Origin of the sequence: Paenibacillus oryzae (assembly GCF_001675045.1) — a bacterium.
Lineage (GTDB): Bacteria > Bacillota > Bacilli > Paenibacillales > Paenibacillaceae > Pristimantibacillus > Pristimantibacillus oryzae.
In genome coordinates, this window is sequence record NZ_LYPA01000022.1 from 31,618 (window position 1) to 43,507 (window position 11,890).

The following is an 11,890-nucleotide window of genomic DNA, read 5'->3' on the forward strand; positions in this document are numbered from 1 at the left end:
TTCCTCTATATGCGGATGCCCTATCTTTGCGGATGGATCAACCCTTGACGGCTCCTACATTCACCTGCATAAAGGAACGGTTGGCAAACAGATAAACGAGCAGGAGCGGCAAAATGGAGATACAAGCGCCGGCCAGCATCAGCTGGTTTTCAACCGCGGCCCCCGCCCCGTAGCGCAGGCCAGCCAGTCCAACAGGCAGCGTTTGTAATTCCGGACGAGTCAGGGAGAACACAAGCGGCAAAATATATTCGTTCCAGGCTCCTCTGAAGGTAAACAGCGCAACTACCGCCAAAGCGGGCCTCAGGAGCGGCAAAATAATCCGCCAGAAGATAGAGTAGAAGTTGCAGCCGTCAATCAGCGCCGCTTCATCAAGCTCCTTGGGAATGCCCCGGAAAAAGCCGATAACCATAAAGAAAGCGGTTGCGTGCGCACTAATTAGAATGATTATGACACCCCATAATGATTTCTGCAATCCAATAGAAACCATCAGATCAAATTGCGGGCGAAGCACAACCGCGCCGATGGAAATAAAAAGGGTGAACGATTGCAGCAGGATATAAATCCTTTTTCCTTTGAAGGCCACTCTGTCCACCGCGTAAGCGGCCATCGCCGCCACAAGCAGCGTGCCGACAGTAACAAATACAGATACAAACAAGCTGTTGAAGGTAAAGGCGGAAAAATCAGCCTGCGTCCATGCCGTGAGATAGTTTTTGAATTCCCACGTAGAGGGCAGGAAGGTTGCCCCCGTCGTAAGCTCCAGATTGGTTTTTAGTGATCCCAATATAGCAATAATGATTGGAAACAGCATCAGCGCAGAGGTCGTCAGCAGCAAAAGCCAGACCGGAATGCGGAGAATAATTTTGCGAATGGACATGGACATGATGGTTTCCCCCTTAGTATATGCTGTTAAGCTTTTTGGACATCCAGAAGTACATCCATGTAATCAAGCCCACGATAACGGCCGTTGTAAAGCCAACTGCGCTGCCGTATCCGATATTTTGAACGGAGGTTCCGGTGGTCGTAAGCGGGAAAAAGAGCTTGTACAGGTAAAGATACATAACCTCTGTTTTGCCGAACGGGCCGCCTTCTGTAAGCACCATGATGCTTTCATAACCTTTAAGAGAAACAGTAATGGCCAGCATAACAATCATTTGAAGCACAGGTCCCAGCATGGGAATGGTAATATACCAGAGCCGCTGGGCGGGATTGACGCCATCCAGCGAAGCCGCTTCATAGATATCCTCGGGAATGCTCTGCAATCCGGCGAGAAACAATAGCATATAGTTCCCGACCGCTCCCCACACCGCAATAATGATAGTCGTCAGCATAGCCATGCCCGCACCCAGCCAGTCAACCGGCGCGGATACGATGCCGAGCTTCAGCAAATATTGATTGATAACGCCGTTATAGGAATTAAATACGATGTAAAAGACGATGGACATAACGGATGCGCTAAAGATGGTAGGCAGGAAAAAAATTGCCCTGAACACATGTCTGCCGCGCAGCTTCCGATTAAGAATAACAGCCAGGATAAGCGATAGCGGCAGCGTTATAATCAGTTTGCCACCGGCATAGACGAATGTATTCCCGACAGAATGCCAAAACTCCGCATCCCTTCCCACGCGGGCAAAGTTGTCGAGTCCGATAAAACGCGGCGTGCCGTAGCCCTGATAATCAAAAAACATATATCGAAGCGCCCAAACGATGGGATACAGGCCTAACGCCACGGTCAGAAAAAAGCTGGGAAAGCTGAACAAATAAGCTCCGAGTTTACTTCTATGCATGCCCTCATCTCCCCTTAGTATCATGTTACGGTATATGGTGCTTTGTTTCTTTTTAAGTGCTGCTTGGTGCTCTGTGGTGCTTTGTTTCTTTTAAGTGCTGCTTGGTGATCTGTGGTGCTTTGTTTCTTTTAACTAGCTTTGTATACCTTAATCGTTTCTTCTTTTGTCGTGTCTTCATTGTAAATTAAGGGGCCTTACAGACGGGACGGGGCAATTCATGAAGCAGGGGGGATAAAACAACTATTGTTGCGGCTACGCAGGTTTAGGTTGGACTTTTTGTGTTTCAATTCAATTAGCAATCTGCAAAAACTGACACTACTTTTTGTAAACTACATAACCAATACTATTTGTTCAATCTACATTCATTCAGCAGGAATTTGTTGCTTTCTTCTGCCAAACGCTTATAATGATGAATAATATCTGCGAACGGGACAGTAGTTTGCCGCGGGCGTTGCCAAGCGAGCCGGGAGGGTGGGAGCCGGTCAACCAGCGTCAAAGGAAGAGGACCCGGGAGATGGCTTTCCGAAACAGCCGCGCGATTGTGCTCATGCACAGGGAACATGCCCATAGCAAGCATCTATGCTCACGTTCAACAGCATGTTCTTGCTAAGCAACATGCTCACGTTCAACAGCATGCTCTTGCTAAGCAATCATGCTCACGTTCAACAGCATGTTCTTGCTAAGCAATCATGCTCACGTTCAACAGCATGTTCTTGCTAAGCAATCATGCTCATGATCAAAAGCATGTTCTTGCTAAGCAATCATGCTCACGTTCAATAGCATGTTCTTGCTAAGCAATCATGCTCATGTTTAAAAGCATGCTGTTGCACTTAGCAAGCTTGCTTATTCCAAGCGCCGCTGCACGTAGGTTTGTCCGGCTTTGCGCCGTTACCGCACAGAGCGATTTCGAGGCCGCCGGCCCCGGAATAATTAGAGTGGCACCGCGGGTTCAGCCCCGTCTCTTTGACTAGAGACGGGGCTTTTTTGCGTTCATGTACACGTAACGCGCAACAACACGTTTCTGCAGTTTACTTTACGTGATACCCCGGCAACGCGGGGCCATTTTGTATGATTCTTCATACAAAACGGCGTTGAGCAGACCGCGCGGAGACCTTTTTGTACGATCCTTCATACAAAACGGCGCTCGACTGCCAACGCGGAGTCCTTTTTGTACGATCCTTCATACAAATCGGCGCTGAGCAGCCAACGCGGAGAACTTTTTGTACGATCCTTCATACAAAACAGCGCTCGACAGCCAACGCGGAGTCCTTTTTGTACGATCCTTCATACAAAACGGCGCTCGACTGCCAACGCGGAGTCCTTTTTGTACGATCCTTCATACAAAACAGCGCTCGACAGCCAGCGCGGGGACCATTTGCACAGCAGCCAACGTGGGGACCATTTTGTACGCAAATCCATACAAATGGGCATTACAAAAGAAGCAGGCAGAGTTCAAAGTATCCATTACCATAGGGAGGTTACATTATGATCAGAGAACAGCTAGCGGAGGCGCTGGAAACGAAGCTTCCAATGACACGGGACGAAATTATCAAACTGCTGGAATATCCGCCAAACCCGGATATGGGCGATGCCGCCCTTCCATGCTTTACGCTGGCCAAAACGATGAAGCAAAGCCCCCAGCACATCGCCATGGAGCTTGCCGAGGAATTAAAGGATTCCGATTGGATCGCCGAAGCTGCGGGCCCTTACCTCAATTTCCGGCTAAATCGCCGGAGCCATGCTTCCGTATTGCTGGAGCGCATCCAAAATGGCTCCTTCGGCAAACCGGATATCGGCAAGGGAGAGCGCGTAATTATCGACATGTCCTCGCCCAATATCGCCAAGCCGTTTGGCATCGGGCACCTGCGGTCCACCATGATCGGAAACGCTTTGTACCGCATTTTGCGCGAAACGGGCTACGAAACGATCAGCGTCAATCACTTGGGCGACTGGGGCACCCAATTCGGCAAAATGATTACGGCCTGGCTGCGCTGGGGCGGGGAATCTACGCAAAACGATACTCCGCAAAACGCCAATGAGAATACCTCCATCATCAAAAAGTATCTGGAGCTTTATGTCCGTTTCCACGATGAGGCGCAAAGCAAGCCGGAGCTGGAGGATGAAGCACGGGAATGGTTCAAACGGCTGGAGCAAGGGGACGAAACTGCGCATAGCCTGTGGCTCGGATTCGTGGAGGAAAGCCTTAAGGAGTTCCGCAAGCTGTACGAGCGGCTCGGCGTTTCGTTCGATCATTATCTTGGCGAAAGCTTTTACAATGACAAAATGGAGCCAGTGCTGGAGCAATTGAAGGAAAAAGGGCTGCTGGAGGAAAGCGACGGCGCAATGGTTGTAAGCCTGGAGGAATTCGGCATGCCGCCGTGTATTATGGTCAAATCAAACGGCACATCCATCTATGCGACGCGCGATCTTGCAACTGCGCTTTACCGCCGCAATGAAATGAAAGCCGATACGCTGCTTTACGTAGTAGGCGGCGAGCAGGCGCTGCATTTCAAGCAGGTTTTTCATGTGCTTGGCAAGATGGGCTTTGAATGGAGCAGCGAATGCAAGCATATTCCTTTTGGCCTGATGCGTATGGAGGGACAAAAGATGTCTACCCGCAGAGGCAAGGTGCTGTTTCTCGAGGATGTACTCAACGAGGCCGTAGATCGCGCCAGAGCGCTGATTCAGAGCAAAAGCCCCGGCTTGGCGAATGCGGATGCCGTTGCCGAAGCTATAGGTGTAGGTGCCGTCGTGTTTGGCGATTTAAAAAATACGCGTACGCTGGACGTTGACTTCTCCTTGCAGGAGGTGCTGAACTTTGATGGCGAAACGGGGCCGTATTTGCAATATACGTACGCACGGACAGCCAGCATTGTCAAAAAAGCCGCAAGCAGCTTCATGAATAAGGAAGCTGGCGCTCCCAAACACGGCTCAGCGGATAATGAAATAGTTGCCGACTTTAGCCTGATGGAAAACAATTTTGCCTGGAATTTGGCGGTTACGGTGGGCAAATACGAAGAAGCTCTGGTTCAAGCTGCATCCCGTTACGAGCCTTCCGTTCTAGCGCGTTATTTGCTGGATCTCGCTCAATCCTTCAACCGCTTTTACCACCATATCAAGGTGCTGTCGGGTACAGAAGAGGAGCAAGCGGCCAAAATAAAGCTGGTCCGCGCCGTGGGCCAAACGTTGGGCCGGGGCCTGAACCTGCTTGGATTGCAGACACCTGAAGAAATTTAACTTTTTTAAAACATTTTTCATTTATATTGCGTCTTTCTGATTAGTATAAGTAATGATCAGGGGTGTGATGGCAGGTGAACCTCTCACAGCGGCTTAACCAGAGGAAGAAGATTGCAGCAGGATGCGTCGTCCTCGCCTTATTGGCAACCACAGGATGCGGCTTGGTCGGAACGACAAATTCGGAGGAGAAAAGAAACGGCATCCGGGTTTCCGGCAAAGGTATCCCTGGCAGCGGCACTTCCGGCAATGACAATACTGGAATATCTTTCTCGGAATCTGTTATAGCCAAAGCAACTGAGCCGTCCGGCAGTCCAGGGGTTCATTCAGCAGAAAATCCAGGCTTTGAATCAGCGACACTGCTTGATCAGCTTCAAGATATTGCTCAGAATGCCGAGACGGCGACTCCTATAATGGATTTTATTACAGTCCATATCGAGAAGGCTGATCAGAAAACAGCAGATGCCATGCTTAGTGAGCTCCAGACCTTTTATGCTCGCAATCTGGATGATGTGAGCTACCTCTATTATTCTATAGAGGAGAAGTTAATAAATAAGATGTATGATTATTCGCTGCAATGGCCTGTTGATGAAAATGCGGCTGCTGCTATACTTGATGATGAAGCGCGAGAATTTATTTTGCAGCTATCCATGAGTGGATATAAACTTGGTCTCGCGCAAGGAACATTTGAGCCGTTGATTGATTACAACCGCCAGATGCAATTCGGCAAATGGCTTTCAGAAACAATGAACCAATATATCGAAATAGAATGGATCGAAGCAGAACAACCCTTTGCCAAAGATGGAGGCCTTCTGATTTCATGGGATGAATTGGCCCAGCGCGCTTTGCGGGCGGAGTCATTCCTTCAGAAGTATCCTGATGCTTCTGAAGAAAGCCGCGTGCGAGAGCTGTTCGACATGTATCTAAACGTCTATCTTGGAAATGCTCATACGCCAAATACACTGGTCTATGATTACACCACATTGAAACTGAACGCCGAGGTTAGAGAAAGCTATGGGGAAACGATGAAGGAATTTCCCGATACCGTAACCGCCAAGCTGATCGCCGGATTACTGGAGACCCTTGTCTCCACAAAGGATCAACTTATGATGAAAGATCAAAGTAACGCATATCTCTTCATGCCTGCCGTTAAAACATTCTATGACGACCTCCCGTCCAAAATAGACGATCTTTTGCCAACGTCATAACTCTTAAAATACAGCTTTAGGGCTCTCTATGGGAACTACTAGATTAAGTGCAGCCTCACTAACCTCACTGTTCAATGCTTCCCCTCAAAGCTCTACGACTGCTCCGATTCATTGGATTCCGGGTTTTCCATTGGCTCCAGCAGCCCTTTGTCCAGACACATGGCGATGGACAACGATTTTACCGGCTTGTCGCCAAAGCGGATATGGATGCTGTCATCGCCGACCTCTTCAATGATACCGCGACCGAACACGCGGTGGCGGACAGCCGCTCCGGCAAACAGGCCGGAGCGGTCGGCGATGGCATCCGGATTTGCCGGAGCCGTTCCTCCATCCTGCGCTTCTGCCGCGCGGGCGGCGGCAGAGCCGTATTTGACGCCTTTAGGCGAAGCGGCATAAGTCCCAGTTGATGCTCCGGCCAGCCCTCTTTTGCCCCCGGAATCAGTCCCGAATTGCAAGGCTGTCCGTTCCGGCTGTACAATATTACGCACCGCCTCCATGAAGGGAGAAGGCGCAGTCCGCTCTCCATCCTTGCTGGAATAAGCGATCATCTCCAGATGATGGCGCGCCCGGGTCATGCCGACATAAAACAGGCGAACGGCCTCCTCCAAAAGCGGCTGACTGCCGTCAGGGCCGCGTTTGCTGTCTTCTGCGCCGGGAATGATGCCGTCGATCAAATCCACCATATAGACCCTGTCGAATTCAAGTCCCTTGGAGCTGTGGAAGGTGGACAACGTCACGGCATTTTGGCCGCGCCGTCCCTTGGCCATTTTTAAAAGCTGCTCCAGATATTGAAGCCGGGCCGCGAAATCAGCCAGCGTTTCCAGTCCCTCCGCAATATCCTCCAGACTGTTGAGGATGCCGATCAAATAATCCTTGCGAAATCCCAGACGCTCGCACATGCCCTCCAGCGCTTTTTCATAGCCCAAGCGATCACGGATAACCCGAATAGCATGAAGCGGCGGCATCTCCTTCATTTCCTTGAAAATATCCTTACACTCCATCAGCAGCTTTTCCTGATAATCCTTAAGCGCCACAAAACGGATCAGATTGTCGAAGACGGATTCGTTATTGTTAATTTCCTTCACTACCGCCATCTGATGCTTGGAGATATAGCCCTTGAATTTGAGGTGGATGCGCTCCAGCAAATCCGGTCTTTTGTCCGTAAAGGACATCCGCATGAAGTTAAGCACATCCTCGACCACCCAGTGGGAGAAAAACCGGTTATCCGCATCCTTCATATAAAAGGGAATGCCCGCCCGGTCCAGCTCGTTCATCAGCATGATGGAGGACGATTGGTTGCGGAACAGCACGGCAGTCTCCGACAGCTTTGTTTCCTTTTGCAATTGCTGGGCCAAATATTTGGCTTGCTTGCGATAGCTGGCGAGCTGCTTGAACACAATAGGGTCCCCGTCGCTATTTTCCGTAAACATTTCCTTGGGGTAACGGCTCAAATTGCGCTTGATAAAAGCATTAGCCGGGGCCACGATGGAACGGGACGAGCGGTAATTTTGCTCCATAAACAGAATGACGGCTTCGGGATACACTTCCTTGAAGTCAAGCAAATAAGCCGGCTCAGCCCCCCGCCAGCTGTAAATGGACTGGTCATCATCCGCCACTACGCACAAATTGCGATGGCTTCGCGCCAGCATTTCGATAATGCTGTGCTGCACAAGCGACGTATCCTGGCTTTCGTCGGTCAGCACATAATCGTAGCGCCTCTGGTAACGCCGCAGCATGTCCCCGTTATGCTCCAAAGCAGAATTGGCAATCGTCAGCATATCGTCAAAATCCAGCAGCAGCTCCCGGGCATTGCGATTTTTGTAATCCTCATAAAGCTGAGCAATCGTCTCCGCATGCGGAACCCGGCAGTTACCGGTTGACCATTTGTCGCGGGGAAGCATTTTGTTTTTGATATAGCTGATAAAGGTAGACAGCTCCTCCAGTTGATCGTCGGCAAGCTTTTCCCTTGCCGTCTCCTGGAACAAGGCGCGAAGAATGGTCCGTTTATGGGCAGGGTTGCCATAGGCATCAAAGCCATATCCCGCCGCAGCTCCTTCACGCTGCGCTTGATTACCTTCCTCGCTCCCGCCCTCAATGATCCGATAGCCCTTTCCTTCGGCCCGCAAATGCTCCCTTGCCACCTCGAAAGCCAAGCTATGAATAGTCGAAAAGTCCACCATCGGCAGCCCGGGAAAAAATCGCCGAAAACGCTCCTTCATATCCTGCGCGGCCGCGCGGCTGAACGTCACTGCCTTGATCCGCTCCGCCGCCGCGCCTTTTCCTTCAATTAAATACCCGATTCGCATAATCAGGGTTGTCGTTTTGCCGGAGCCGGGAGAAGCAAGCAGCAGCAGAGGGCCATCTGTTGCTTCGACAGCCTGCTGCTGAACATGATTCAGCTCCACGCCCAGCTCCGACTTTTTATGCTCCAAAAATGTTTGTAAAGCCTTCATGCCTTCCCCTTTCGCCAAACAAGCCTGAACAGCTTGAATTCCCTGTAGCCCGGACCAAATCTACCTCATAAGCTTTTGATGCTTCTATTGCTGCACTTGCATCTAATGCTTCACTTACTTCATTTGCTTTACTTGTTTCACTTGTTTCACTCACTTCACTTACTTCACTCACTTCACTTACGTTTATTGCTTCTATAGTTTCTAAAGCTTCAGCGTTTGTCCCGAGCCTATTTTGACCGCTTCTCCGTCCACGCTAATCCACAGCTCCAGTGCTGAAGGATTATGAACAAGGCTGCCATTTGCTCCAAAACGAAGCTCGGCCAGCCCCTTGCGGTATGCTGCAATTTCCGACATCGTTGCATGCCAGACAGGAGGAGCATCCTTGCGTGAGCCCAGCCGTTTGCCCGTCTCCTCCATCAGCTCCCAATTATCGTCATCCTGAAATTCATAGCTATGTCCCCATATAAAAAGCAGCTCCATGTAGCTGAAGTACGGAGTGGATGACAGGAAGGCTTCCGTTTTTTCAGCCATTTCTTTGTGATGGCAGGTAGGATGCCAGCGGAGCAAATCCTCAGGCATATGAAAGCCGCCGTGACTGTTTACGGTGCGGGCGTATTCAATGCCAAGGCCGGGCAGCATCGCAACAACCCGATCATCGTAGGTGCCGAAAGGATAACTCATGCCGCGCACAACCTGCCCTGTCAGCTCCTCAAGCGCCGCTCGGTCCTCTATCATTTCTTTTATAATCAATTCATTTGGCGTCTGCTGTAAAAACGGGTGCGTGACGGAGTGGGCGGAAACCTCGTGACCTTTAAAAAGCTCCGCAACCTCGCTTTTTTCGATGTAGCCCTCTTTTCCGAATACGCCGGAGTTCAAATGAAACGTTCCTCTAAGCCCACAATCGTTCATTATGTCCACCAGCCGGCGGTCATGTACCCGTCCGTCGTCAAAGCTGAATACGACCGCTTTGCGCAGTCCTTCCGGAAATAAGTCGAACTTGATTCTTTTTGCTCCCATGTTCTGTCTCCCCTTTATTCATAGCTTTGATGCAAGTATACCATGAAAGGACGGGCCGATTCGCCCTCCGGTCCGTTTAAAAAGGCAAATATGATACAATAAAGGATAAAAGCAACTTACGGCGTTTGGAGGATGGGACGATGTCTCACGAGGAATCTTATACAGCCAGCGAAATTGCCGGGCTGCTCAAAATATCTAAATTAAAGGTTTATGAGCTTATTAATAAAGGGGAGCTGCCCTCCTATCGCGTCGGAAAGCAAATGAGGGTGGATGCCAGCGATCTGGAAGCGTACAAGCAGCAGGGCAAAACAGGAAGAACCCAGGCTATCGCCTCCCGTGAATCAAATCGCATTTTGGAGGATCAACCTTTGACAGGCGAGCGTGAAGGCGGCAGAGTCAACGCTTCACAGCGTTCTTTTGTTCTGTCGGGACAGGATACCAGCCTGGATATTTTGACCCGCCATCTGGAGCAGCGGATATCCAGCTTGCGCCCCCTGCGCTCCCAATCCAGCAGCATGGACGGCCTGATTTCTCTTTACAAGGGGGAATCGGACGCCGCAAGCGTACATTTGCTGGACGGAGATACCGGAGAATACAATTTGCCCTATGTTCGCAAGCTGTTAACCGGCTTTCGTTATGTGGTCGTTAATGTGATGACGCGGAGCTCCGGCTTCTACGTGGCCCGCAACAATCCTAAAGGGATTAAAACCTGGCATGATCTGACCCGGCCCGGCCTCCGCTTGGCTAACCGCGAACGAGGCTCTGGCGCGCGTGTCCTGCTGGATGAAATAACGCGCACGCTTGGCATAGCTGCGCATCAGATCGAGGGATACGATAACATTTTTACCAATCATCTCTCCGTTGCCGCTCAGGTTTCATTGGGTGAAGCCGACGTTGGCATTGGAACAGAAAAAGCGTCCTCCGGTATTGAAGGCATCCGGTATATTCCGCTTGTTCAGGAGCGCTATGACCTGGTTATGGTAAAACGGCCTGATAATCTGCGGCGCATTCAGGCCATTCTGGACATATTGGCATCGGAAGCCTTCAAAAAAGAGCTTCAGGCATTGTCCGGCTATGATTTTTCCTCTACGGGCACCGTTTGGCTGGAGGGGTAATCAACACAATTAAGACCATACTATTTGCATGCTGTAAGCCGATAGCACAAAAATAGCTAAAGCCGCCTTCCAGTCTTTACAATTGAGGCGGCGGCTATTATAATAGTGGCTATCGGACTCTATGTCCGGCTTATCGGGGTATGGCGCAGCCTGGTAGCGCGCACCCTTGGGGTGGGTGAGGTCGCACGTTCGAATCGTGTTACTCCGATTTTTTAGCAGTATCAAGGCTTGCAGCAGTTTTTATACACTAATTAATTTAGTGGTCAGTACGGGATACCGTATTGGGACAGATGGCCATTTCACACTTGGATAAAACAATCCAATGGGGAGTGGTTTTTTTGTTGCTTAAATTTGGAATTAAAACTTTAATGGATGATCGGAAACTTGGCAACTTATCAAAGCATAGTATTGAATCTGAATCCAACGTTAAACCGCCTCCAATAATTTCCACAAGAATTGTAGCATCAGCTACTCCTCTATGACAAATTGTGCTATAATTGGACAGGCAATAGAATGGCTTATATGGGCGGTCGGCTACCTCTCGAAGAAGGGAGGGATGCCTATATGACAGTATATGAAGCACTCATGTTAATGCTTACTTTCGGCATATTAATTGTTGCCATGCTGTCATTTAGAAACGACAAATAGACCGCCCTCGAACAAGGATAACGGTCAATTTGTCGTCTATACTTCGTTTCGTTTAGCCACCGCCCTTAAAAGCGGCTATTGCCCTAGGAGTCATGTTCCCGCATGGCTCCTTTGTATTTCCATTTTAGCATTGAGTTCAAAAAGTATCAATATGTACTCATAATGTATTAATATGAACTCATTTAATGTCAGCTTCCTATGCATCCGTAGCGGTCCCGTTCAATCGCCAAATAAACGTATCGATTAAACAGCTTGCTTGATTTCGCAACTACTGCGACCAGAAGAACTTTTCACATAGCGGCCCTCTTCGCTGCATTCTTTTGTTCAACCTATATATTTTTAAATCTATATAACATGACTTATGCAGTTCGTCCCAATTGATGGAAGTTTCATAGGTGTCATGCAAATGTACTCAAAAATCCTGAAAACCC

The 11,890-nt window shown here is 49.6% G+C and carries 9 protein-coding genes and 1 tRNA gene; 5 read left to right on the forward strand and 5 right to left on the reverse strand.

The features are described from left to right. Positions 1–37 precede the first annotated feature (37 nt). Both A7K91_RS00865 and A7K91_RS00870 read right to left on the reverse strand, forming a co-directional pair. Positions 38–874 carry a carbohydrate ABC transporter permease gene (locus tag A7K91_RS00865; protein WP_068678746.1) on the reverse strand — a complete coding sequence of 279 codons (837 nt, stop codon included), beginning with the start codon at positions 872–874 and terminating at the stop codon, positions 38–40. A gap of 19 nt (positions 875–893) precedes the next feature. Next, on the reverse strand, positions 894–1,784 hold the full coding sequence (locus A7K91_RS00870) for a carbohydrate ABC transporter permease (protein ID WP_068678726.1): 891 nt from the start codon (positions 1,782–1,784) through the stop codon (positions 894–896). 1,485 nt (positions 1,785–3,269) lie between these two features. Here A7K91_RS00870 and argS point away from each other — a divergent pair. Continuing rightward, positions 3,270–5,021 (forward strand): arginine--tRNA ligase, encoded by a 1,752-nt coding sequence (argS, locus tag A7K91_RS00880; RefSeq protein ID WP_068678729.1) that lies wholly within the window; start codon positions 3,270–3,272, stop codon positions 5,019–5,021. Between the two features lie 74 nt (positions 5,022–5,095). Next, positions 5,096–6,226, forward strand: coding sequence for a hypothetical protein (locus A7K91_RS00885; protein WP_156739224.1), 1,131 nt, complete (start codon positions 5,096–5,098; stop codon positions 6,224–6,226). A gap of 92 nt (positions 6,227–6,318) precedes the next feature. On the opposite strand, the gene A7K91_RS00890 is transcribed toward A7K91_RS00885, so the two are convergent. From A7K91_RS00890 to A7K91_RS00895, 3 genes are read right to left on the reverse strand one after another with little or no spacing between them, the layout of a single operon-like run. Further along, entirely contained in the window at positions 6,319–8,679 is a 2,361-nt protein-coding gene (locus A7K91_RS00890) for an ATP-dependent helicase (RefSeq protein WP_068678734.1), read from the reverse strand. Next, positions 8,648–8,833 carry a hypothetical protein gene (locus A7K91_RS26800; RefSeq protein ID WP_211274490.1) on the reverse strand — a complete coding sequence of 62 codons (186 nt, stop codon included), beginning with the start codon at positions 8,831–8,833 and terminating at the stop codon, positions 8,648–8,650. Before A7K91_RS26800 ends, A7K91_RS00890 begins: the two co-directional genes overlap by 32 nt. Before the next feature lie 47 nt (positions 8,834–8,880). Further along, a complete protein-coding gene (locus A7K91_RS00895) occupies positions 8,881–9,696 on the reverse strand; it encodes a polysaccharide deacetylase family protein (protein ID WP_068678736.1) in 816 nt (271 codons plus the stop codon). A gap of 140 nt (positions 9,697–9,836) precedes the next feature. Here A7K91_RS00895 and A7K91_RS00900 point away from each other — a divergent pair, with 140 nt between their 5' ends. The 3 genes from A7K91_RS00900 (at position 9,837) to A7K91_RS27410 (ending at position 11,459) form a co-directional block, all read left to right on the forward strand. Next, the gene (locus A7K91_RS00900; protein ID WP_068678738.1) at positions 9,837–10,811 is read left to right on the forward strand and encodes a substrate-binding domain-containing protein; all 975 of its coding nucleotides are present in this window, start codon (positions 9,837–9,839) and stop codon (positions 10,809–10,811) included. Between the two features lie 134 nt (positions 10,812–10,945). Continuing rightward, positions 10,946–11,019, forward strand: a tRNA-Pro gene (locus A7K91_RS00905). A 356-nt stretch (positions 11,020–11,375) separates the two neighbouring features. Continuing rightward, positions 11,376–11,459 (forward strand): putative holin-like toxin, encoded by an 84-nt coding sequence (locus tag A7K91_RS27410; RefSeq protein WP_425415633.1) that lies wholly within the window; start codon positions 11,376–11,378, stop codon positions 11,457–11,459. Positions 11,460–11,890 lie beyond the last annotated feature (431 nt).

Coding starts and splice junctions, on each gene's coding strand:
- A7K91_RS00890 (WP_068678734.1), bottom strand. CDS start 8,679: ATGAAGGCTTTACAAACATTTTTGGAGCATAAAAAGTCGGAGCTGGGC.
- A7K91_RS00895 (WP_068678736.1), bottom strand. CDS start 9,696: ATGGGAGCAAAAAGAATCAAGTTCGACTTATTTCCGGAAGGACTGCGC.
- A7K91_RS00865 (WP_068678746.1), bottom strand. CDS start 874: ATGTCCATTCGCAAAATTATTCTCCGCATTCCGGTCTGGCTTTTGCTG.
- A7K91_RS00900 (WP_068678738.1), top strand. CDS start 9,837: ATGTCTCACGAGGAATCTTATACAGCCAGCGAAATTGCCGGGCTGCTC.
- A7K91_RS00870 (WP_068678726.1), bottom strand. CDS start 1,784: ATGCATAGAAGTAAACTCGGAGCTTATTTGTTCAGCTTTCCCAGCTTT.
- A7K91_RS27410 (WP_425415633.1), top strand. CDS start 11,376: ATGACAGTATATGAAGCACTCATGTTAATGCTTACTTTCGGCATATTA.
- argS (WP_068678729.1), top strand. CDS start 3,270: ATGATCAGAGAACAGCTAGCGGAGGCGCTGGAAACGAAGCTTCCAATG.